The sequence below is a fragment of the Mycobacterium sp. NGS49 genome (assembly GCF_059812565.1).
In genome coordinates, this window is record NZ_JCALCX010000002.1 from 151,911 (window position 1) to 174,371 (window position 22,461).

At 67.7% G+C, this 22,461-nt stretch carries 20 protein-coding genes; 12 read left to right on the forward strand and 8 right to left on the reverse strand.

Features of this window, described 5'->3' with window-relative positions:
* Nucleotides 1-19: 19 nt before the first annotated feature.
* Nucleotides 20-523, reverse strand: a complete 504-nt coding sequence (locus AC5Y7D_RS02645) for an SRPBCC family protein (protein WP_499921696.1) — start codon at nt 521-523, stop codon at nt 20-22.
* 173 nt (nt 524-696) lie between these two features.
* On the opposite strand from AC5Y7D_RS02645, the gene AC5Y7D_RS02650 reads away from it, so the two are divergent.
* Nucleotides 697-3,309 carry a PE family protein gene (locus tag AC5Y7D_RS02650; RefSeq protein ID WP_499921244.1) on the forward strand — a complete coding sequence of 871 codons (2,613 nt, stop codon included), beginning with the start codon at nt 697-699 and terminating at the stop codon, nt 3,307-3,309.
* 373 nt (nt 3,310-3,682) lie between these two features.
* Here AC5Y7D_RS02650 and AC5Y7D_RS02655 read toward each other — a convergent pair whose 3' ends face one another.
* Complete coding sequence (locus AC5Y7D_RS02655; protein WP_499921246.1) at nt 3,683-4,477, reverse strand: bestrophin-like domain; 795 nt, start codon at nt 4,475-4,477, stop codon at nt 3,683-3,685.
* 288 nt (nt 4,478-4,765) lie between these two features.
* Between AC5Y7D_RS02655 and AC5Y7D_RS02660 the strand changes: the two genes are divergently transcribed.
* A complete protein-coding gene (locus AC5Y7D_RS02660; RefSeq protein ID WP_499921248.1) occupies nt 4,766-4,924 on the forward strand; it encodes a hypothetical protein in 159 nt (52 codons plus the stop codon).
* Entirely contained in the window at nt 4,921-6,249 is a 1,329-nt protein-coding gene (locus AC5Y7D_RS02665) for an FAD-binding oxidoreductase (RefSeq protein ID WP_499921250.1), read from the forward strand. Before AC5Y7D_RS02660 ends, AC5Y7D_RS02665 begins: the two co-directional genes overlap by 4 nt.
* Here the strand turns inward: AC5Y7D_RS02665 and AC5Y7D_RS02670 are convergent.
* Both AC5Y7D_RS02670 and AC5Y7D_RS02675 read right to left on the reverse strand, forming a co-directional pair.
* Entirely contained in the window at nt 6,192-7,736 is a 1,545-nt protein-coding gene (locus AC5Y7D_RS02670) for an MFS transporter (protein ID WP_499921252.1), read from the reverse strand. The two genes, AC5Y7D_RS02665 and AC5Y7D_RS02670, sit on opposite strands and share 58 nt — an antisense overlap.
* Entirely contained in the window at nt 7,733-8,275 is a 543-nt protein-coding gene (locus AC5Y7D_RS02675; RefSeq protein WP_499921254.1) for a TetR/AcrR family transcriptional regulator, read from the reverse strand. Before AC5Y7D_RS02675 ends, AC5Y7D_RS02670 begins: the two co-directional genes overlap by 4 nt.
* Before the next feature lie 161 nt (nt 8,276-8,436).
* Here AC5Y7D_RS02675 and AC5Y7D_RS02680 point away from each other — a divergent pair, with 161 nt between their 5' ends.
* Both AC5Y7D_RS02680 and AC5Y7D_RS02685 read left to right on the forward strand, forming a co-directional pair.
* Entirely contained in the window at nt 8,437-9,105 is a 669-nt protein-coding gene (locus AC5Y7D_RS02680; RefSeq protein ID WP_499921258.1) for a hypothetical protein, read from the forward strand.
* A gap of 12 nt (nt 9,106-9,117) precedes the next feature.
* Entirely contained in the window at nt 9,118-10,533 is a 1,416-nt protein-coding gene (locus tag AC5Y7D_RS02685) for a tetratricopeptide repeat protein (RefSeq protein WP_499921260.1), read from the forward strand.
* A gap of 14 nt (nt 10,534-10,547) precedes the next feature.
* Here the strand turns inward: AC5Y7D_RS02685 and AC5Y7D_RS02690 are convergent, their stop codons facing one another.
* Nucleotides 10,548-11,387: an oxygenase MpaB family protein gene (locus AC5Y7D_RS02690; protein WP_499921698.1), complete on the reverse strand. Its 840-nt coding sequence runs from the start codon at nt 11,385-11,387 to the stop codon at nt 10,548-10,550.
* A 136-nt stretch (nt 11,388-11,523) separates the two neighbouring features.
* Between AC5Y7D_RS02690 and AC5Y7D_RS02695 the strand changes: the two genes are divergently transcribed.
* On the forward strand, nt 11,524-12,765 hold the full coding sequence (locus AC5Y7D_RS02695) for an FAD-dependent oxidoreductase (RefSeq protein ID WP_499921262.1): 1,242 nt from the start codon (nt 11,524-11,526) through the stop codon (nt 12,763-12,765).
* Here AC5Y7D_RS02695 and AC5Y7D_RS02700 read toward each other — a convergent pair.
* Nucleotides 12,746-13,318 carry a TetR/AcrR family transcriptional regulator gene (locus AC5Y7D_RS02700; RefSeq protein ID WP_499921264.1) on the reverse strand — a complete coding sequence of 191 codons (573 nt, stop codon included), beginning with the start codon at nt 13,316-13,318 and terminating at the stop codon, nt 12,746-12,748. The two genes, AC5Y7D_RS02695 and AC5Y7D_RS02700, sit on opposite strands and share 20 nt — an antisense overlap.
* A 92-nt stretch (nt 13,319-13,410) precedes the next feature.
* Here AC5Y7D_RS02700 and AC5Y7D_RS02705 point away from each other — a divergent pair, with 92 nt between their 5' ends.
* Both AC5Y7D_RS02705 and AC5Y7D_RS02710 read left to right on the forward strand, forming a co-directional pair.
* The gene (locus tag AC5Y7D_RS02705) at nt 13,411-14,241 is read left to right on the forward strand and encodes a lysophospholipid acyltransferase family protein (RefSeq protein ID WP_499921700.1); all 831 of its coding nucleotides are present in this window, start codon (nt 13,411-13,413) and stop codon (nt 14,239-14,241) included.
* A 257-nt stretch (nt 14,242-14,498) separates the two neighbouring features.
* The gene (locus tag AC5Y7D_RS02710; protein WP_499921267.1) at nt 14,499-16,250 is read left to right on the forward strand and encodes a DUF3556 domain-containing protein; all 1,752 of its coding nucleotides are present in this window, start codon (nt 14,499-14,501) and stop codon (nt 16,248-16,250) included.
* A 115-nt stretch (nt 16,251-16,365) separates the two neighbouring features.
* On the opposite strand, the gene AC5Y7D_RS02715 is transcribed toward AC5Y7D_RS02710, so the two are convergent.
* Complete coding sequence (locus AC5Y7D_RS02715; protein WP_499921269.1) at nt 16,366-16,593, reverse strand: DUF3618 domain-containing protein; 228 nt, start codon at nt 16,591-16,593, stop codon at nt 16,366-16,368.
* Nucleotides 16,594-16,916: 323 nt separating this feature from the next.
* Here AC5Y7D_RS02715 and bcp point away from each other — a divergent pair, with 323 nt between their 5' ends.
* Nucleotides 16,917-17,390, forward strand: coding sequence for a thioredoxin-dependent thiol peroxidase (gene bcp / locus AC5Y7D_RS02720; protein ID WP_499921272.1), 474 nt, complete (start codon nt 16,917-16,919; stop codon nt 17,388-17,390).
* Here bcp and AC5Y7D_RS02725 read toward each other — a convergent pair.
* The gene (locus AC5Y7D_RS02725; protein ID WP_499921274.1) at nt 17,362-18,714 is read right to left on the reverse strand and encodes a dipeptidase; all 1,353 of its coding nucleotides are present in this window, start codon (nt 18,712-18,714) and stop codon (nt 17,362-17,364) included. The two genes, bcp and AC5Y7D_RS02725, sit on opposite strands and share 29 nt — an antisense overlap.
* Before the next feature lie 26 nt (nt 18,715-18,740).
* Here AC5Y7D_RS02725 and macS point away from each other — a divergent pair, with 26 nt between their 5' ends.
* The 3 genes from macS to AC5Y7D_RS02740 are packed head-to-tail and all read left to right on the forward strand — an operon-like array spanning nt 18,741 to nt 22,437.
* On the forward strand, nt 18,741-19,877 hold the full coding sequence (macS, locus tag AC5Y7D_RS02730; protein ID WP_499921276.1) for a MacS family sensor histidine kinase: 1,137 nt from the start codon (nt 18,741-18,743) through the stop codon (nt 19,875-19,877).
* Nucleotides 19,841-20,530, forward strand: coding sequence for a response regulator (locus AC5Y7D_RS02735; RefSeq protein WP_499921278.1), 690 nt, complete (start codon nt 19,841-19,843; stop codon nt 20,528-20,530). Before macS ends, AC5Y7D_RS02735 begins: the two co-directional genes overlap by 37 nt.
* 59 nt (nt 20,531-20,589) lie before the next feature.
* Nucleotides 20,590-22,437 carry a DUF2339 domain-containing protein gene (locus AC5Y7D_RS02740; protein ID WP_499921280.1) on the forward strand — a complete coding sequence of 616 codons (1,848 nt, stop codon included), beginning with the start codon at nt 20,590-20,592 and terminating at the stop codon, nt 22,435-22,437.
* The last annotated feature ends 24 nt before the right edge of the window (nt 22,438-22,461 follow it).

Genomic DNA, 22,461 nt, shown 5'->3' on the forward strand with positions numbered 1-22,461 from the left:
GCTACCGGGTCGAACCAGCCTAACGCTGCTCCCTGGTGGCAAACCTGGTGTCGGTGTACCTGCGCAGATTGGCAAGAAACCGGCGCAGCGCAAGGTTCAGCAGGGGCCGGAGCAGAAACATGCCCACTACCGCCGGTCCGGCAGGTTTTTGCGCCATTGTCCAGGTGAGCCGACAGCCGCCCAGGATGACCTCGACCCGATAATCTTCAGCGAATGCGGCGACAGCCTGATTTGAGCATTCGTTGAACCGAAACGTCATGCGGTGAAATGGTTCCCAAACCATGAACTCTTCATTGGCTTCCATGCCGCCGTGCATGTCGACGGTGCGGGTGGTGCCGACATGGTAGGGCTGAGGACTGGTCCAGGTCACCTTCTTGATCGCTGACGCCCACCGCGGCCAGGCTTCCGCGTCGGCGAATACCTCGAACAGCTGCTCGGGGGTGATGGCCAGGTCGACGCTATTGCGGAATCGATAAGGCGCGGTTTCGAAGAAGCTCAGGTCGACGCGCTCGCAGGGGAACATGTTTAAAGAGATTAAGCCGACATCAAGCCGTCCGGCTAACCCGCCGACGTCGCGTGCTTTACCGGGTTTGAGACAAACTCGCGGATATCCGACAAAGGCCTCAAGAGAGCACAGCCGAGGCGTACGATCCATTTGCTATTGCGCATGCCGACAACAGTTGACGGAGATTCCAGATGTCGATTGTCATTGTGCCGCCGGATGTGATGGCGCTGGCGGCAGCGGATCTCGCGGATATCGGTTCGGCGCTGACCGCGGCCAACGCGGCGGCCGCGGTCCCGACCAGTGGGTTGGCGGCTGCTGCTGCCGATGAGGTGTCGAAGGCAATTGCGGCGGCATTTTCCAGCTACGCCCAGCAATACCAGGCGCTGAGCGCTCAGGTGGCGACGTTACAGAGCCAGTTCGTGCGGGCGCTGACGGATGCCGGCAACGCGTATGCGGCTGCTGAGGCGGCGAATGTCTCGCCGCTGCAGACCCTCGAGCAATTCCTGCTCGGTGCGATCAATGCCCCTACTATTGCGGGCCGTCCGTTGATCGGCAATGGCACCAACGGGGCCCCGGGGACAGGGGAACCGGGTGGGCCTGGTGGGTATCTCTTGGGTAACGGCGGCAATGGCGGCTCGGGTGCCCCCGGGCAGGCCGGGGGTGCCGGTGGGGCCGCCGGATTGCTCGGCAACGGCGGGGCGGGCGGCGTCGGGGGTGCCGGAGCGTCGGGCGGCAAAGGCGGTGCCGGTGGGTGGCTGTGGGGTAATGGCGGTGCCGGGGGGGCCGGCGGCACCGGCGGCGGGTCTGGTGGAGCAGGTGGCAACGCGCTGTTCTTCGGCTTTGGTGGTAACGGCGGCCCTGGTGGGGTCGCAAGCGGATCCGGTAACGGCGGGGCCGGCGGGGCCGGTGGTGGCGGCGGCGCGCTCATAGCCATTGGCGGGGCGGGCGGCGCCGGCGGCGCCGCAACCACTGGAACCGGCGGGGCCGGCGGTTCCGGCGCGTTAGCAAACGGCTTGTTCGCTAGCTTGGGCGGGGCTGGTGGGCACGGCGGCGACGCAACCACGGGAACCGGCGGGGCCGGCGGTGCCGGAGGAGACACATTATCCAACAGCCTCGTGGGCGTGGGCTTCGGCGGCGTCGGCGGGGCCGGCGGCGCTGGTGTTGCCGGCGGGGCTGGCGGGGCCGGCGGCGTTGCCGCTTCCTCGGGCCTCGTTGGAATCTATTTAGGATTCGGAGGTTCTGGCGGGATTGGCGGCGCCGCTACCACTGGGGTCGCCGGGGTCGGCGGTGCTGGCGGCGACGCTTTAGCCTTCGACTTGGTCGGGTTCGCCGTGGCCCACGGCGGCCCCGGCGGGGTTGGTGGGGCCGCCACCGGGTCCGGCGGCACCGGGGGGGCCGGCGGCAACGGTGGCTACGGCTTCGCGGCCGTGGGCGCGGGCGGCGGCGGTGCGGGCGGGGATGGCGGTGCCGCTGTCCTCGGCAACGGCGGCGCTGGCGGCGCCGGTGCCGATGGCGTCGGGTTGCTGGCCGGTGCAGGCGGTACCGGCGGGCGCGGCGGCGCGGCTCCCACTGGTAGCGGCGGCAGCGGCGGGGCCGGCGGTGCCGGTGTCGGATTCATCGGGGCGGGCGGGAGCGGTGGCGGCGCCGGCACCGGCCTCGCGGTCAGCGGCGGCAACGGAGGCACCGGCGGCAGCGCTTACGGCCTGCTCTCAGCCAGCGGCGGGACCGGAGGGGCTGCAGGCCCGGGTACCAGCGGGTTCGGCGGCAACGGCGGCAGCGGAGAGAGTTTGTTGGTCGCGCTGGGCGGTGACGGCGGGCACGCCGGCACGGGCGCCGGGGTCAACGGCGGCCAGGGAGGTAACGGCGGTAGTGCCTCCGGCGCACTCGCGGCCTTTGCCGGCGACGGTGGCGCCGGCGGTCCGGGTACCAGCGGGTTCGGCGGTGGCGGCGGTGGCGGCGGCAACGCCACGAGCCTGTTCGTCGCGGTGGGCGGGGCCGGCGGGCATGGCGGCGATGCTTCCACAGGAGGTGGCGGAGGCGGCGGTAACGGGGGCCTGGGCAACGCCTACAGCCCGCTGCTAGCCAACGTCGCAATCGGTGGTGTCGGTGGGCACGGCGGCGCCGGAACTGATGGTGGCGACGGCGGTTTCGGCGGTGCCGGCGTTTCCTACGGCATCGCTGCGATCGACTTAGTGCTGGCGGGCGATGGCGGCATGGGCGGCGCGGCTACCACTGGAACGGGCGGGGCCGGCGGTGCTGGCGGTCTGCTTTTTTCTCTTGACGTGCTTGGGTTTGGCCTGTTCCACGGTGGCGCCGGCGGGGATGGTGGGGCAGCCACCGGGACCGGCGGCACCGGCGGGGCGGGCGGCAATGGGAGTAGCGTCTCCACGGTCTGGGGCGTGTGCGGCGGCGGTGCCGGCGGGGATGGTGGGGCCGCCACCGGAACCGGCGGCACCGGCGGCAATGGCGGCAACGGGGGCTTTGCGGCAGGGGCTGGAATCGGGTGGGGCGGCTCCGGCGGGCACGGCGGCGCGGCCCCCACCGGTACCGGCGGTGATGGCGGCGCCGGCGCCGACGGCGGCGGCATCATCGGCTCGGGTGGCAATGGCGGTGACGCGGGCAGCGGCCTCGGGGCTGCTAGCGGCGGCAATGGCGGCAACGCCGGAATTGCGAACAATGGCATGTTCGTCCCGTCCGTATACGGCGACGGTGGCAACGGTGGCAACGGCGTCAACGGCGGAAGCGGCGGCAAAGGTGGCAGCGCCGGCACACTGGGCACACCGGGAAGGAACGGATCGCCATAGGCTTGCTGGGTGGCCATTGCCGGGCTCATCGCCGGATTGTTGCAAATTGACAGTGCGCCGGTGTGCAGTCCGAGCCGGCGCCCGCGCAGTGTTCATGTGCATGCACGTTCGTCGCATCCAACGACAACAGCTTCGCGATGTCAGCAGCCGTCCCGTGTCGCCGGGTGGGGCGGCCGGGTTCCCTTAATGAGCGGGTCCGGGGTTGGAAACCCTGACGGCGCACCACCGAAAACCGCGGTCAGGCACGTTCCTAGCCTCGCGTTTGACTTGGCGGACGCTCGTTCAGCGAAATCGGCGATTCACCCTCCACTCGGGCGGGATCGCCCGGCAAACGGCATGCCGGATCGCGTGCCGATCACCGACGGCCGGGCGGCTACGCCGCGGGGGCCGACAGGACCTGGATAACCACGTTCAGCGGTTCCGGCGATGTCGCGGTGTCGCCGATATACGGATGAGCGAGTTCCAGGACGAGGAACAGGTCGGTGGCAAGCAGCACGCCCACCGTAGCGACCAACGCGTAGTGAATGGCGGGTTTCTCGACGCTGTAAACGATGACGCAGCCCAGTACCAGCCCGCTGAGCAGGAAGAAGACTATCCACATTGACCAAGGCAGGCCGTTTGCGGTGCGGGCCCGGATTATCCGGTCTGTGCGTGCCTGACCGATCTTGTTGAGTGAGTCGAAAGAGGTAGCCAGGGAAGCCTTTTGGGTATCGGTGCGGGGTTGAACTTCCTCGTATGCGGCACGCAGGCGCTGCAGCGCTTGGCCGGCCGCAGGATAAGCGTGGCCGTTGGCGGCAAGCGGCCACTCGGTTACCGCCGTGCGTTCATAGTCCAGCAGCGCCTGCCGAATTCGGTCACCGTCGGCCTTGTCGAAAACGGTGGCGTCGTTGGCCATCTGTACCCCGGTCGTACCCTCGGCCCGCATCGCATCGTCAGAAGTATTGGTCTCACCCCACATCGCGCTGACGATGAAACCCGTGAAGAACGCGTACACGAAACCCACCAGCAAGAAGGCGAACTGCGTCACCTCGCTGCGCTCATCGCCCCTGAGGCCGGGAAACCGACGCCGGACATATGTCAGCACGAGCACTGCTCCGCCTGCGACCAGGACATTGAGTCCGAGTAATAACAGCCACGACGGCACATTGCTCACGATCCAACCGCTCACCAGCCACGCTCCTCGAAAGCATCGCGCCGCAAACCCCCGGCGAGAGATGCAAGTATGGGCCGGCTGTGAATTCGCGGGCCCGCCGTTTCGACTCTAGGCGCATGTCTGCGGCGTGACGTCACTTCGGCCACAGTCCGCACGGCTGGGAGAGCTCGGTTCAAGGACGACACGCGCCGATTACCGATGGGCAAAAAGGTAGTTCGCTGAAAACAATTCGTCGCAGCGTCTAGGGTCGGTAGTGACCCCTCAACGGAAGATGAGGCGGCGGAACGTGGCGAAGCTTCGACGGTGCCCGGACAGGCTCACGCCCCGGGCCTGATCGACGCCGGCGTGATCGTCGCCGCGGCATGGGACTTCCTAGGAATGCCGATCTTCAACCGCGGCGTGCTGGAGACCGAGCCCGAAGACGCCGATCTCTTTGCAGTGAGTTCAGGAGTGGCCGAATGACCAGCAAGCTGACGGGCGACGTGGTGCGCGCGGGTGATCCCGGGTACGAGGCGGCGCGAATCGGGTGGAACCGCTTGTATTCGCGCTATCCCGAGGCAATCGTGTTCTGCGCCAACACGCAGGACGTGGTCAACGCGGTCGAGTGGGCGCGCGAGGAGGGCATCGCCCTGCGTGCGCGCAGCGGACGTCACAGCCTCGATGGCTGGTCCTCGATCGACGGCGGCCTGGTTGTCGACGTGAGTCGGATGAAGAGCGTCACGATTGACGAGGCGGCGCGCACGGCGGTGGTCGGCACCGGGCTCACGCAGCAGGAAGCGGTTGCGGCGCTCGGGAAGCGCGGTTTTGTCGTCCCGACCGGCTCGGAGGGGGGCGTCGGGCTCGGCGGCGTGGTCCTCGGCGGAGGCTTCGGATTACTCACCCGCAGTTTGGGTTTGGCATCCGACAACCTGCTCGCGGCCGAGGTCGTGGTGGCCGACGGCGCGCGCTCGGCAAAGGTTGTCGCGGCCACCGAGGACAGCAACGCCGACCTGTTGTGGGCGTGCCGCGGCGGAGGAGGCGGCAACTTCGGAATCGCCACGTCCTACACGCTGAAGCTGCACGAGCTCGCCCACGTCGAGTTCGCGATCGTCAGGTGGACCGGACACGATCATCTGGGCGCCATACTTCGCACCTGGCAGCGAGACGCGCCGGTCGCCGACGAGCGCCTGACCAGTGCGCTCGAGGCCGGCTCCGACGCCGTCGAGCTCACGGCGGTGCTGCACGGCGGCTCACGCGACGAACTGGATGCCGAGCTACGTTCCCTACTGGCGATCGGCACACCCGAGGTGACCTACACCAACGATGCCTGGCCGAATCTCTATCAAAACATCGACAGGGGGCCGGATCTCCCGTTCTGGAAGTTCTACTCTCAGTTCGTCACTCGCCCATTCCCCGACGAAGCGATCGATGTGGTCGTTCGCTTCATGGCGAACACACCCAGCGCGCCGAGCAACTTCTTCTGCTCGAGCTTCGGCGGGGCGGTGCGCCACGCTCCGCCCGGGGGGTCGGCGTTCCCACACCGCGAGGCGCTGTTCTACTGCGAGCCGGGCGCGGCCTGGGACGACCCCGCACTGAACTCGAAGGCTCTGGGCTGGGCCGTCGACTTCTGGCGCGCACTGCGCCCCTTCGGCGACGGCGCCTACGTCAACGTGCCCAATGCTCCCGCATCCGACTGGGAGCGCGATTACTACGGCTCCAACCGCGAACGGCTGCGCAAGGTCAAGGCCCACTACGATCCGACGAACGTTTTCCGCTTCGAGCAAAGCGTGCCTCCCGCCGCCGGCTGATCGGGTTGCAGCGTCGGATCCGGCTTGAGCAGCAGCCACACGGCCACCGCAGAAGCGAGCAGCAGCGCCGAGCCGACCCCCGCGGCGATCGCCAGCCCGTCGGTAAACGCCGTCTTGGCGGCCGTCAGGACGCCTTGTGCCCGGTCGACGGACAGCCCCCTTGCCGCCAGGGTCGCACCGGCGAGCGAGTCCCGGGCATGTGCCGCCACGGCATCCGGGGTACCGGGCGGAATCGCCAGTCCGCGATATGCGGCGGTGACAATGGAACCAAGTATCGCGATGCCAAGCGCCGCGCCGAGTTCGTAGGCGGTCTCCGAGACCGCCGCTGCCGCGCCCGCCCGCTCTGGCGGGACGCTGGCGATGATGACGTCGCTCGCCGCGGTGAAGGCCAGTCCGAGGCCGACGCCGACGACAAACAGGGCGACGCCGAGCTGTGGGTAGCCGGTGGATGGGCTGATCAAAGTCAGCGAGGCCGTCGCGGCACCGACGAGCGCCAGCCCCGTCGCGAGGACCGCGCGCTGCGACCAGTAACGCACGGCGACACCGGCCAACAGGCCGAATACGGTCGCGCCGACCGCGGCAGGCAGTTCGGCCATCCCGGCCCGCAGCGGGTTGTATCCCTGAACCAGTTGAAAGAACTGGGACAGGAAGAACACCAGGCCCGAAAGGCCAAGGACGGAAAGCAAGTTGGCGGCGACCACAACTGAGAACCCGCGATTGGCGAAAAGCCGGATGTCGATCAACGGTGTACGCAGCGTGAGCTGCCGCCTGACGAACAGTGTCAACGCCGCGGCCCCGACGACACCGATCGCTGCCACCTCGACCCCGAGCCCGCCGGCGGCACCTTGCTTGAAGGCGTAGACGAGGCCGAGCATGCCCACGAGCGCCAGCGCGACGCTGGGCAGGTCCCACGGCCCCGGCGCAGAGTTGCGATGTTCGGGCAACAGGACGGAACCGCCGACGAGCAGCACGACCATCACCGGGATGTTGATCAAAAACACTGAGCCCCAACAGAAGTGCTCCAGCAGCAGCCCACCGGTCACGGGGCCCAACGCGGTACCGGCCGAGAACATTGCGGCCCAGACGCCCACGGCCACGGTGCGTTCGCGTGGCCGGGGAAACAGACCGCGGATCAACGCGAGGGTCGACGGCGCCAACGCTGCCCCGGCCACACCCAGCAGCGCCCGCGCGCCGATCAGCGCCCCGGCGGTTGGCGCGTATGCGGTTACCACCGACATACAGGCGAAAGCCGTTGCGCTGCAGAGTAACAGCTTCTTGTGGCCGATCCGGTCGCCGAGGCTGCCCATCGTGACGAGCAGACCCGCCAGCACGAACGAGTAGATGTCGCCGATCCACAAGACCTGCGTCACCGTCGCGCCGAGGTCCTCGGTAATCAGCGGGGTGGCAACGGCCAGCACGGTGCCGTCGACGCCGATCACCAGCACTCCGAGGCTGAGTACCGCGAGCGCCAACCAACTCCGCGTCATGACCGGCTCACCCCGTGGAGCAGCAGGTCGGTGACCATCTGGGTGAAGTCGCGGCGCGCGGCCCGTCCGGCCTGGATGACCCACGCAGCGCCGGCGACAAGGTCGTAGAACGCCTCGGTCAACCAGACGGCACTCAGATCTGGGCGGAACTCGCCTTCCCGCTGGCCCCGCTCGAACAGTTCCCTGATCCCGGCGTCGATCTCCGCCCAGTCCTGCTGCGCCTCGTCGGCATCGCAATCCTGACTCTGGGCGCAGAGAAACGTGAGGTATCCGGACACCGGCTCGCACGCGGTCACCAAGCGCTGCAACGCTTCTGAGGCGGATCCGTCCTGACAACGGGCGGTCTTCAGGGCCTCACGCAGCTGCGCCACGGCGAGCTGGTTCAGTGCCTCGAGGAGTGCGGCCCGCCCGGCGAAGTAACGATGCAGCGTCGCGCGACTTACGCCGACGGCCGCGGCGATATCGTCCTGGGTCGCGTTGGGCCGCCGGCCGAGGACATCCGCCGCGGCGTGCAACACCCGTTCACGATTCGACGTCATGAGACGATCGTATCTCATATGAGACATATTTGTCTCACCAGACAAATACTCGTCGCCCACAGCCCGGTCGTGCAGACTGGACTACGTGGAAATGAGCACGTCCGGATGCACAAGCGGAGACACGCGTCAGGGCCGGCGCCGAGAAGACAGGCGGTAGTGCGATGAGCTGGACGACCTTGCTCACGACCACTCTGGTGCCGGTCGCGTCCGTTCTGTCAACCGCGACGGTGGCGGTCTGGACTAAGCGCATCGACGCCAGAACCAAGCGAGAGGACCGGGCCCACGCGCTGGTCCTCGAATACGAGAAACGGGCCGGGGAGGACAAGAAGGCGGTCCTGAAGCGCCTCATCTCCGCCATCCTCCATCTCAAGCGCGGCGCAGAGCCACTTTCGGGAACCCAGGTCACCGAAGAGAGCATCAGCAGAAGGCGGGCTGCGGCCACCAGGGAGTTGTACGAATTCCGCGCACGGCTGGGTCTCGACGACGGAGTCGCCGAGCTGATGATCTATGCCGCGGAGCCCGTTCGCGACCTCACCGAATTGATCCTTGACGAATGGGACCGCCAATTTCGCGAGCACGGCTACTCGCTGACGCAGCTGGATGCGTGCAAGGAACAACTCCAGAACGCCGTCGACGTCCCAGCCGATGAGGATGAGGCGATGATTGAACGGAAGCGAAAGTGGATTGCGCTGCGGGACGAAGAAGCATCGTTTCTCAAGGAACTCGGCGATGAGTCGGACCTTGACGTCGATGCGCTGGTGGCGCTGTGCAACCGCACGCTGAAAGCTGCCCACACGGACCTCCGCGGTGGCTACGGCATAGAGACATAGGGGCATAGATCAGTGACCGACGGCGTGCCCGGGAGTGGGAACCGAGGGGGATCTGGAAACCCTTCCGAGAGCCGGCCACCGCAAGGCGCAGCAGGCGACACCGCCGACCTCGAGGCGGCTTTCCAGCGGGCGCTGCATTCCGGTGACCTCGAGCAGGCGGCGCCGGCAGCCTTCAACCTGGCGCGCCAGCTGGCCGCCGCGGGCGATGCCGAAGGTGCGAGCGCCGCGTATCAGTGGGCCATTGATTCCGGGCACCAACATTGGGGGTCAGCGGCCGCATTCGGCCTCGGGTTCATGCTGGCCGGTCAGGGCGATAGGGCGGGCGCGACCGCCGCCTACCAGCTGGCGATCGATTCCGGCCACGCCGAGCACGCACCGATGGCGGCACTGAATCTGGGCAACTTGCGCGACGAGCAGGGCGACATGGACGGCGCGACGGCGGCATACCGGCTGGCCATTGAATCCGAGCACGAGCAGTCGATTCTGCTCGCCCTGCTGCAACTGGGCGGGATGCGCGGACGCCGCGGCGATGCCGCCGGCGCCGAAGTGGCTTACCGGATCGCGGTGGCATCCGGACATCCGGAGGTGGTGCCGACGGCGGCGTTCAATCTGGCGTTGACCAGAGAAGCGCTCGGCAACGCCGCCAGCGCCGCGGACGCTTACCAGATCGTCATCGACTCCGATCACCCCGAGCTCGCGCGCATGGCCGTATTCAATATGGCCTTGCTGCTGGAGAAGCAGGGTGATCTCGCCGGTGCGGCGGCGGCTTACCGGGTCGCGGTCGACTCTGGCCACCCCGAACAGATGCCCAAGGCACTGGTCAATCTCGGGCAGCTGCGGGAGAAGTCCGGTGATGTCGAGCGCGCCAAGGCGTCCTATCGGTTGGCGATCCAAACCCGGGATGCCGACGCGGCGCCGAAGGCCGCGATCAACATGGCGAAGCTGCACGAGAAGGATGGCGAATTCCCCGACGCCACAGCGTTCTACCAGTCGGCGGTCGATTCGGGTCATCCGGAGTACGCGCCGGAGGCTGCGAATGCTCTGGGAATGCTGCGGGCCGGGCTGGGCGACATCGACGGTGCCACCACCGCGTATCAGGTCGCACTCGATTCAGGCCACCCCGACCACGCGCCCGGAGCGGCGTTGCGATTCGGAATCCTGTGGGCCGGGCAGGGCGAGGTCTCGCGCGCGGCGGCCGCTTTCCGGCTGGCAGCCGACTCGGGCAACACCGAATCCGGGCCGGCCGCCGAGTTCGGCTTGGGCACGTTGTGGGCCGAGCACGGCGACATGCCGGCCGCACAAGCCGCGTTCCGGCGGGCCATCGAGTCGGGCCATCCGGTATGGGCGCCAAAGGCCCTCGAGCGATCGCAGGGCACGGTGCCGCGAGCGCGGCGCCGATCGATCTTCGGCGCCCGCAGAGGTCGTTGAGCACCGCAAACGGCTCACGCCCCGGTATGCCGCGCGGATTGCTGTTCGGCCACATCGGTTCCCGGTGTCATGACCCAGCGAATACTGCCGACCAGCACACGTCCGGCCATGCGCGTCACCGTCGCATCCAGCACCGGGAGGTAGGGCAAGAGCAGGGGGAGGCGCGCCCACGCAGGAAGCATGGCCACCGCAGTGGCGGCCAACACTCCGTAAGCAGGTCTGGCCGGCAACGGCAACGGGGGCGTCAGGAGGAGAAACCGGGCGGCATCGCGGGCAGCCGGCGTGCCATGCAGTTCCGGGCGGAAATCGTCGATCCGGTCGCGCAGTTCCTGCTCGGTCCGCGGCGGTTCGGGCACGCCGAGCGCCGTTGCCACCGCGGCCATATCGGCGACATAGCCGTCTCGGCCGGCCTGGTCGAGCGGGGCCGCACCGTACATCTGATGGGCCAGCAGGAAGCTGTCCACCTCGGCGATGTGCACCCATTCCAACAGGTGCGGGTCCGACGCGTGATAGGGCCGCCCGTCCGGGGCAACGCCGTGCACGTACCGGTGGATGCGACGCACCTGGTCCACCGCGGCTTGGGCATCGGCAGCGCAACCGAAAGTGGTTGTCGCCAGAAATGTACTGGTGCGCTGCAGCCGGCCCCAGGGATCGCCGCGGTAGTCGGAGTGGTCGGCGACGCCGGCCATGGCCAGGGGGTGCAGTGACTGCAACAGCAGCGCGCGCAGCCCGCCGACGAACATCGACGCATCCGCGTTCACCCGGCGGATGGGACGGTCCTCGGCAAACCACCGATCACCCGGTGTGCGGTGTATGCGCTCTCGATTGGCCGGACCCTCGGGCCCGGCCACCATCGCGAACAATCTGCTTCCCAGGTCGCGCCGCACCGCGCCAACCGCTGACGTAATAGACACGTCTCCACCGTACGAGCACGCCGCCGCATTAGGTTGTTGTTGCCGAGTTCGACCCCAAGACCCGAAGAGAGCTGACATGGACGAGATCGAGGTGCTGATCGTGGGTGCCGGGCTGGCGGGCTTACGCTGCGCCGACGTGCTGGCAGCTGCTGGGCGCGATGTACGGGTTTGGGAGGCCGACAACGCGGTCGGGGGCCGGATCCGTACCGACGTCGTCGATGGATTCCGTTGTGACCGGGGCTTTCAGGTGCTCAATCCGGCCTACCCGGAGCTGCGACGGGCCGTCGATGTGGAACAACTGCGTCTACAACCGTTCGGCGCGGGAGTCGCCGTGCGGCGCGAGAATGACACAGCGGTGTGGGTGCACCCGCTGCGGGCCCCGGGGCGACTGCCGGCAATGCTGTCCTCCGGCGGGATCACGCTGCGCGACATCGCCGCCGTGACGCGGTGGGCGATGCCGGCTGTGCGACCGAAAAAACTGAAAGCACAGCGTAATCAGGACCTGAGTCTGAGGGAGGCACTGGACCGGGCGGGCGTGCGCGGTGAGTTGAGACGAGTGGTCGATCGCTTTCTGGCCGGCGTGCTGCTCGAGACATCCGGGGCGAGTTCGAATGCGTTCGCGCTACTTCTTGCGCGGATGTTCGCGCTCGGGGTGCCTGCGCTGCCAGCCGCCGGAATGCACGCCCTGCCGCAGCAGTTGGCCAGCAGGGTAGATGATCGAATAGTGTTCGCACACAGAGTCTTTCGTATCGGGCCCGACGCAAACGATTATGTGGTCCACGCCGACGGGGCGCGAATACGCGCGCGACATGTCGTCGTAGCTACGGACGGCATCGCGGCCGCATCGTTGACCACCACGACCGCGCCGGAAATGCACGGGGTGGTGACCGACTGGTGGGCTACCGATGAGCCGGTGCCGGGACCACCGATGCTCCACGTGGACGCCCGCCGTGATCCCCCGGGACCGGTGCTGAACACGGCGGTGATCAGCGCCGCCGCACCGACGTACGCGCCGCCGGGTCGACATTTGGTCGCGGCCTCTGCGGTGCTGGAACGGGACGGCACCGTGCCAGCCGAGCAGTTGATGCGCGACCACGCGGCAGACATCTTGCGCAGCGACCCCCGTCAATGGCGACTGTTGATCCGACATGTCATTCCCCATGCACTGCCCGCGCAGCTGACCCCGTTGTCGGTGCGTCGCCCGATCCGCACCGCGGCGGGGGTCTGGGTGTGCGGCGACCACCGCGACACGGCCTCGATACAGGGCGCGCTGGTCAGCGGGCGCCGCACCGCCGAGGCTATCCTCTCGGCGCGATGATTCGGCGGGCCGCCTCGACGACGGCCGCACGGCGGGCCGCCAGCACGTCGGGGTCGCCGGTTCGGGCGTCCGGGTGTGGCGACTGAGCCCAGCACAGTCCCACTCCGAACAACACCACCAGCAGTTCCAGGGGCTGCCACGCGGGGTCGACGTAGCGGGCGGCTTGAGCCTCCTCGATGGCGCGAATGTCGCGGGCCGGGACGGCGTCCCACTCCTGCGCGGGCGGCGGGTCCAGCGCCAGCCCTTCCAGGTTGGCCCAGGTGATCATGCGCAGATGCTCGGGCCGCCGGTGAGCCAGGTCGTAGATATCGCCGACGAAGTCGGGTACGGCCTCCGGCCGTAGCGTGACGGCCTCGAAAAACTCCGCACTGTCGGCGGCGACGACACTGCGGAAAAGGGTCTCCTTGTCGCCGAAATGCGCGTAAAGCCGCTCCTTGCTGGCGCTCGCGGCCCGAGCGATGCGGTCGATCCGAGCGCCGGCCAGCCCGAACCGAGCGAACTCCGAGCGCGCCGCGGCAAGGATCGTGTCACGAAGTTCGTCTGTCTTGCGCACCTCCGAAACCTATCATACGAACTAGTTCGTTTGGTAAGGTGTGGCCACGAGTGGAATGGAGCAACGACGTGACCGAGGCGCTTGATGCAGTGATGAACCACCCCCGCCGTGTGCAGATCTTGAGCGATGCGTTGCAGAAGCTTCAGGGCGGCATCCAACCCCTGATCGATTTGTACCGCCCGTATGTCAGCGGCCTGGAAAAGTTGCCGGCCGACGGCCGATTTCTGTTGGTGGGCAACCACACTCAGTTCGTCCAGGCTGAGGTGCTGTTGATTCCGCACTTCGTGCGACGGGTCACCGGCACGCGGGTGCGGCCACTGGCCGACCGCAGGTTCGGAGAGGCGAAAGGATTGGGGCGCGATCTGATCGCCGCCTACGGCGGGGTCATCGGCGCTCCGGATACCGCGCGTGAGCTGATGCACCACAACGAGACGATCCTGGTGTTCCCGGGCGGAGGCCGCGAGATCGCGAAGTTCAAGGGTGAGGAGTACCGGCTGAACTGGCACGGCCGGTCCGGGTTCGCGCGCCTGGCCGTGGAGAACGACTACCCGATCGTGCCCGTCGCCCTGGTCGGCGGCGACGACGTCTACAAGAGCATGGTCACGCGCGACAGCAGGCTGGGCCGGCTCAGCCAAGCCCTCGGCAAGAGGCTGAACGGCAGCTCGGACATGGCGATGCCTGTGCTGCGCGGCATCGGCCCCACCCTCATCCCCCGCCCGCAGCGGATGTATCTGCGCTTCGGCGACCCGATCGACACGACGAAGCCCAACCGGGTGGCCACCGAGAACTGGGTGTCGACGGTGCGCGACCGCACCCAGCGGGAACTCGAGGCAATGCTGCGCGATCTGTTGGCGCTGCGCTCCGACGACCCGTTTCGCGAGCTCAACCCACTGGCCTGGTCCAGTGCGATCACCGTGAGCTAGGCAGGGCGCGATCCCGAAAACACCTGCCGGGCAAAGCGATTCAACGCGTACCCGATCGCGCCGATCACCACGACAGCCGGCGGGACGAGATGGTATCGCGCTGATCGCAACCGCGGGCCTGTCGCGGCTACCGGGTCGCAGGTAATTTTTCTCACTGGGCCCGACCCTCGCTCGCGAGCGTCCCCTAAATGCCGGACACGTGGGCGTGTCGTTGGCAACATGCGGGCGCTGGCCGGCCAGAGTTGCGAAGGAGCAGCATGGGATTCATCCAGCCGAACCTGCCCGTTGTCGAGCTGGCCGAATGGAGCAAACGCCCGCGAGCCGAACGTGTGGTGCCGATGATGCGGCACATCGCCGAGAACGGCTTCGGCACTCCGCTGGTGATGCACGTGATGTACGGCGTGAAGATCGGGCTCTACATTCTCGGCGCCTGGTTATTCGCCTGGGCCACGGCGGGCATCGGCGGCTTCACTGACGTTGCCTCGTGGTGGACTGAGCCGATCGTCTTCCAGAAGGCCGTGCTCTACACCATGCTGTTCGAAGTCGTCGGCCTGGGTTGTTGCTTCGGACCACTGGCGGGACGCTACTTCCCGCCCATCGGGTCGGCGTTGTACTGGCTGCGCCCCGGCACCATCCGGCTGCCGCCCTGGCCCGATCGGGTCCCGATGACGAAAGGCACCGACCGAACCCCCCTCGAGGTGGTGCTCTACGGCGCCCTGCTGATATTGCTGGTCACCGCCCTGACGTCCGATGGCACGGGCCCAATCCCCGTGCTGGACACCACGATCGGTGTGCTGCCCGGCTGGCAGCCGATCGCCATCCTCTCGGTACTGGCCCTACTGGCCCTGCGCGACAAGATCATCTTCCTGGCTGCTCGCGGCGAGGTGTACGCGCCGCTGACGCTGGTTTTCCTGTTCTCCGGCGCGGACATCGTCGTCGGGGCCAAGGTCGTCTTCATGGTCATCTGGCTCGGCGCGGCAACGTCCAAGCTCAACAAGCACTTTCCCTTCGTGATCTCGACCATGCTGGCGAACAATCCCTTCATCCCCTCGGGATTGCTCAAGCGGTCGTTGTTCAAGCGATACCCGGATGACCTGCGGCCCAGCGCATTATCGGGCTTCATCGCGCACTTCTCCACCGCGGTCGAGGGGCTGGTGCCGTTGGTGCTGTTCTTCTCGCACGGTGGATGGCCCACGGCCGTCGCCGCATTCGTAATGATCGTGTTCCACCTGAACATCCTGCTGGCCTTCCCGATGGGAGTGCCGCTGGAGTGGAACGTCTTCATGATGTTCGGCGTGCTGTGGCTGTTCGTCGCGCACGCGGGGCTGGGCCTGTCGGATGTGCACCGGCCGGCGTTGGTGGCCCTGCTGTTCGCGGTGGTCGCCGGCACCGTCTTTGTCGGAAACCTGTACCCGCGCAAGGTTTCGTTCCTGCCCGGCATGCGCTACTACGCCGGCAACTGGGACACCACGGTGTGGTGCGTCAGGCCGTCGGCCGACGAGAAGATCCGCATCGGCTCGCGCGCCCTCGGGCCGATGCAGCACCTGCAGCTGGAGCGGTTGTACAAGAGCAAAGAGGCGACCTTGGTCCCCATCCACCTGGCCTACGCATTTCGCGGGATGAACACGCACGGGCGCGCACTGTTCACCCTGGCGCATCGGGCGCTGGCCGGTTACGACGAGGACGATTACAACCTGTGTGAGGGCGAGGTGCTGTGCGCGATGGTGCTGGGCTGGAACTTCGGTGATGGGCATCTACACAACGAATGCCTCATCGAGGCACTGCAGCAGCGGTGCGGATTTGAACCGGGCGAGGTGCGGGTGGTGGTTCTGGACTCGCAACCCATCCAGACACAGCGGCAGGAGTACCGGCTCGTCGACGCCGCCACGGGCGAGTTCGAGCGCGGATATGTAGAGGTTGCCGACATGGCCGACGCCCAGCCCTGGAACGACGACATCCCGATCCACGTCACCAGCCAGGCCCCCGGCAGGAAAGGTCTTCCCGCATGACGACCGCTCTGGTCACCGGCTACTTCGTGGCGCGGCACTGAGGTAGGCCGACCGTGAAGCTGGTTTCACGTTCGGCAGCGACCGTGAAGCTGGCTTCACGCTCGCGCGACCGGTGTCAGCGCTTCCTGATCCGGTAGATCACCACGACGACGGCAGCCGCGCCGACCCCGGTCAGCGACACCGTCACGATGGGCTTGTTCAGGAACTCGATCACCTTGGCCTTGAGGTCGTCGGCCAGGCGGCGAGGGTTGGCCCGCTCAGCAAGCGAGTCGACGGTCGCCGCCAGCTGCTCGCGGGCTTGGTCGATCTCCTGCTTGATGGTGTCGGGATCGCGGTCCGCCACGTGTCTGTCCTCCAAGTCAGGCTGGTGCACTGACGAACTACCCTAGATCAGCCCGTGTGCGCACTATCGCGCCGGTGAACAGAACGGCGGAAGCACATCTACGGCACGACGGCCCACTGGGTGTGATCCCGCGACGATGACTGGTGAGGAAGCGCAATAAGCTACCCCATGAGGACCGTGCCGCCGCCCGCCGCGCCATCTGGGCACGCAAGCAAGGCACCGACGAGCTGGCCCGCGGTGAACTGGGCGACGGGTAGCGCCGTTCTACGAGTTGCGTGTGCCACTTAGACGAATATTTCCGGCCTGTACAGAATGGAACCAAAATGACCGAGACCACGCGGCTGGCACCAGGTGACAAAGCGCCCGCCTTCAACCTGCCCGACGCCGACGGCAACCAGGTGAAACTGGCTGACTACAAGGGACGCCGGGTCGTCGTGTACTTCTACCCGGCGGCCTCGACACCTGGCTGCACCAAACAGGCCTGCGATTTCCGGGACAGCCTGGCCGAACTCAACGAGGCCGGTATCGACGTCGTCGGCATCTCCCCCGACAAGCCGGAAAAACTGGCGAAGTTCCGCGACGCCGAGGGCCTGACGTTCCCGCTGCTGTCCGATCCGGACCGCAAGGTGCTCACGGCCTACGGGGCCTTCGGCGAGAAGCAGATGTACGGCAAGACGGTCACCGGTGTGATCCGCTCGACCTTCGTTGTCGACGAGACGGGCAAGATCGCCGTCGCGCAATACAACGTCAAGGCCACCGGCCACGTGGCTAAACTTCGGCGCGACCTCTCGGTATAGCCCCCAGGTTCGCCAGCAGTAGCGCCTCGCTCACCGCCGCGCGTTCCAGCACCCCGAGATCCAGGCTTTCGTTGATGCTGTGCGCCTGCGTCCCCGGGTCTTCCACCCCGGTGACCAGAATCTTGGCCTCGGGGAACGCCTCGGCGAACTCGGCGATGAACGGGATCGACCCGCCCATGCCCATGTCGATCGCATCGACACCCCAGCCCTGCCGGAACGCGGCACGCGCGGCGTCGTAGACCGGGCCGCTCGCCTTGATGGCGTAGGGCTGCCCAACCTCGCCGCGGATGACGTTGACCTGCGCACCCCAAGGAGCGTGGCTACGAAGATGCTCCTCGACCGCGTCCAGGTGCTTGACGGCGTCGCCGCCGGGCGCCACCCGGATGCTGATCTTGGCCCGCGCCCGCGGTATCAGCGTGTTCGACGCGGCGGCCACCGGGGTGGTGTCGATGCCGATCACCGTGATCGCCGGCTTCGCCCACAGCCGCTGCGGCACCGAACCGCACCCTATCTCGGTCACCCCGTGCAGCAGGCCGGACTCCGCACGCACCCGTTCCGGCGGATACTCCACATCGGCGGCCTTGCTTTCGTGCAGCCCCGACACCGCCACATTGCCGTCATCGTCGTGCAGGCTGGCAAGCAACCGCACCAGCACACTGAGCGCGTCGGGCACCACGCCACCCCACAGTCCGGAGTGCAGCCCGTGATCCAGCGTGGCCACCTCCACCACGCAATCCGCCATCCCCCGCAACGACACGGTCAGTGCGGGTACCTCGGTGCTCCAATTGTCCGAGTCGGCGATCACGATCACGTCGGCGGCCAGCTCGTCGCGGTGAGCCGCCAGGAACCGGCCCAGGGTGGGCGATCCCGATTCCTCTTCGCCCTCGACAAACACCGTGACGCCCACCGGCGGCCGGCCACCATGTGCCCGGAACGCCGCCAAATGTGTTGCTATACCGGCCTTGTCGTCGGCGGTGCCCCTGCCGTAAAGGCGTCCGTTGCGTTCAGTCGGCTCGAAAGGCGGCGACTGCCACTGCCCGCGGTCGCCTTCTGGTTGCACGTCATGATGGGCGTACAGCAGCACAGTGGGCGCCCCGGCGGGCGCCGGATAATGCGCGATCACCGCCGGAGCACCACCCTCGCTGACGATCCGCACGTCATCAAAACCGGCCTGCGTCAACAGGTCCGACACGGCCTGAGCGCTGCGATGTACCTCGTCGCGCCGAGCCGGGTCGGCCCACACCGATTCGATCCGCACCAGATCCTCGAGATCGCGCCTCACCGAGGGCAACACCTCGCGCACCCGTTCAACCAGATCAGTCATGCCCACAGGCTAGTTAAACTTGCGCGGTGACCGCCGACGGTCCTGACCCGACGACACCGCTGTGGCGGGCAGCCCAGTTGTTCCGGCTGCTGAGCTGCCTGTATGCGCTCGGGTTTCATATCGCGGTCAGTTCGGACCTGCGTCACCCCACGCTGGGTTGGTTGCTTTTCGCGGTACTGATGGGTTGGAGCGCGATGTGCGCGGTGGCCTATCTGCGCGGGTTCGGACGGCGGCCGGCCTGGGTGATCGCCGAACTCCTGGTCGTGGTGGCACTCATGGTGTCGACCGAGGCGGTCGCATCCGGCCAGTGGGCACAGAACAACCAGACGTGGCCGACGACCTTGTGGGCCAGCAACGCCACCATCTCGGCAGCCCTGCAGTTCGGCCCCACCGGCGGGATGCTGACCGGCCTGGCGGTGACGGCCGCGAGCGAATTCGTGAAGGGATACATCAGCGTCAACCTGGGCCGCAATGCCACCATCATTGTGGAGTTGGCGGTCGGTCTGGCGGTGGGCCTGGCGGCGCGCACAGCCCGGCGCGCCCACGACGAACTGCAGCGCGCGGCGCGCCTGTCGGCGGCACTGGAAGAACGCGAGCGACTCTCCCGTCAGGTCCACGACGGCGTCATCCAGGTGCTCGCACTGGTCGCCAAGCGCGGACACGAAATCGGTGGCGCCGCATCAGAACTCGCCCAGCTCGCCGGCGAACAGGAACGGGCCCTGCGCCGTTGGGTGACCTCCACGCAGATGGAGAGCGAAACCGACGAGACGATCGATGTGCGGGCGCTGCTGCGCCGCAGGGAAGGCGACGGTGTCTCGATGAGCCTGCCGGGCACCGCGGTGCTGCTGGACGGCGGGGTCGCCACCGAGTTGGACGCCGCGGTGGGCAACGCCCTGGACAACGTGCGGGCCCACGCCGGCCCGGCCGCCCGCGCCTTCGTGCTACTGGAAGACCTGGGCGAGTCGGTCACGGTGAGCATCCGTGACGACGGAGTGGGTATCGCCCCCGGCCGGCTGCGGGAGGCGGTCGAGCAAGGGCATGTCGGCATCTCGAAGTCGATTGTGGGACGGTTGATGTCGTTGGGTGGCAGCGCTGAGCTGCACACCGATCTGGGAGATGGAACGGAATGGGAGCTCACCGTGCCGCGTCGGGGCCAAACGTGACTGAGCAATCCGAACCGACGGTGATGGTCGTCGACGACCACCCGATCTGGCGGGACGCGGTGGCGCGTGACCTCGCCGACGACGGTTTCACCGTGGTCGCCACCGCTGACGGGGTGGCCGCGGCGCGTCGGCGGGCCGCAGTCGTCAAACCCGACGTGGTGGTGATGGACATGCGACTGGCCGACGGGGACGGCGTTGCGGCGACGACCGAAGTACTCGCGGTATCCCCGTCCAGCAAAGTGCTGGTGCTCTCGGCCTCCGACGAGCGCGAAGACGTGCTGGAAGCGGTCAAGGCGGGGGCCACCGGATACCTGGTCAAGAGCGCATCCAAGACCGAGTTGGCCGACGCCGTGCGGGCCACCGCCGCCGGGCGAGCGGTGTTCACCCCGAGCCTGGCCGGTCTGGTACTGGGCGAATATCGGCGCATCGCGGCTGACCGTGGCAACGACCCGGCCACGCCGAGCCTCACCGAACGCGAAACCGAAGTGTTGCGGTTTGTCGCGAAAGGATTGTCCGCCAAGCAGATTGCGCAGCGGCTGTCGTTGAGCCACCGGACGGTCGAGAACCATGTACAGGCGACATTCCGCAAACTTCAAGTCGCCAATCGGGTGGAACTGACGCGATACGCCATCGAACACGGACTCGACCAGTAGCGGCGTTTGGGTAGTCCTACTCATCCGCTTGCTCTGTCGCCGGGGCAGGGTGGGTCACCATGACCGAATCGCATCAGGCTGTGATCAGCCGGCTTTCGCACGAGTTCGACGCCCTGGCCCGGCAGATGTCGCGCGTCTCGGGCGAACTCAATCAGTTGAACACGCTGCTTGCCACCGCCGAGACCCCTGCCGCGCCGGCGTCCGCTGCGGCGCCCACACCCGTCTTCGTGCCGCCACCCGCCACCCCGCCCGTCGCGCCTCAACAGCAGGTTGCGCCGTATTGGCAGAACTACTGGCAGTACTGGCAGCCGGCGTCGGCGGCGCCGCGCACTCCCCGTCCGCCCCGCCAATATGCGCCCAGGCCCGCGCCACCGCCACCTCCCGCTGAGCGTCCGGACACCACGACCGGTGAGTCCGGTTCCGGCTGGATAGGTAAGCTCCTCGCCGTCGCCGGTGTCGCCGTGACCCTGATCGGTGTCGTCTTGTTGCTCGTCCTGGCCGCGCAAGCGGGGCTGCTTCGGCCCGAGATCCGGGTGGCCGGCGGTACCGCTCTGGCGATCGGGCTGGTCGCTGTCGGGGCCCGGCTGCGCGGGCGACCCGGCGGGCGCATCGGCGCGATTGCGTTGGCCGCCACGGGTATTGCCGCCGCGTACCTGGACGTGATCGCCGTCGTCACCATCTACCAGTGGGTGGCGGCGCCGGCTGGGCTGGTGGTGGCCGCGGTCGTCGGTGGCGCCGGTTTGGCGCTGGCCCGCCGGTGGGACTCCGAACACCTGGCTCTGCTGGTACTGATACCGCTGATCGCCCTGGCCCCCGAGCTCACCCGTGGCGTGGACCTGCTGCTTATCAGCTTCATGCTCGCACTCTCGGCCGCCGCGTTGCCGGTGCAGTTGGGCAAGGACTGGCCGTGGATGTACGCCGCCCGCATCGCGGCGACCACGCTGCCGCTGCTGGTGGCGCTGCCTGCGGTCAGCAGGCACGACAATGCCTGGGTACTGGGCGGCGCTTGTGCGGTGGCCGCGCTGCTGGCCGTCGCCGGTGGCCTGATCCTGCTGCCGGCCAGCAAGAATCCGTCGACTCTGGCGCTGCTGACGTCGGTCGGCACCGTCCCCGTGCTGGCCAGCGCGGTCTCGGTGAATCGGGCGCTGGCCGCCGTCCTGGCCGCCGCGTTGGCCGTCGGTATGTTGGCCGCCGCGCTCATCGGCAAACGCCCACGGATTGTCACTCAAATCTGGTCGGTATGGGCGGCGATCTCGGCGTTGGTTGCCCTCACGGTTGCGCTCAACGGCTACGTCGAGGGCCCCGTGTTGCTGGCACTGGCCGTCGTCATCGCCATCGTCGGCCGCCACGACGTCGTCGCCCGCTGGGTGGCAACGGGATTCGGCCTGATCGGCATTGGCCTGTTCTACAGCTACGCGCCGCTGTATGCGCTGGTGCGGGCCACCGCGATGCCTGGTTCGGTCGCGGTGTCCACATTGGCCGCCAGCCTGCTCGTCATGACCTTCGCCCTGGTGATGACGCGGGCGTGGATGGATGCCGCCGCCGTCGGGTTGCTGGTCGCAGCGGCGGCGGCCCTGGTCGTCTACGCGATCACCGCGTTCACGGTCACCGCCGGTGTGCTGATCGGCGGCACGGCCGCCGGATTCCTGGCCGGCCACATGGCCGCCACCATCTGCTGGATCGGCATGGCGGCCGCGCTCTTCGTCTACGCCCTGCGCCTGGGCGAGGGGGAACGGCGCACCGGGGCGATCACCGGTGGGTTGGCTCTCACCGGCGCGGCCACCACAAAGCTGTTCCTGTTCGACCTCGCGACCCTGGACGGCATCTTCCGGGTGGCAGCTTTCATCGTCGTGGGTCTGGTCCTGCTGGCCATGGGCGCCGGCTACGCGCGCAGCCTGGCTCGCTGACTCCCGCTCGCGCGTGTCAGCCGT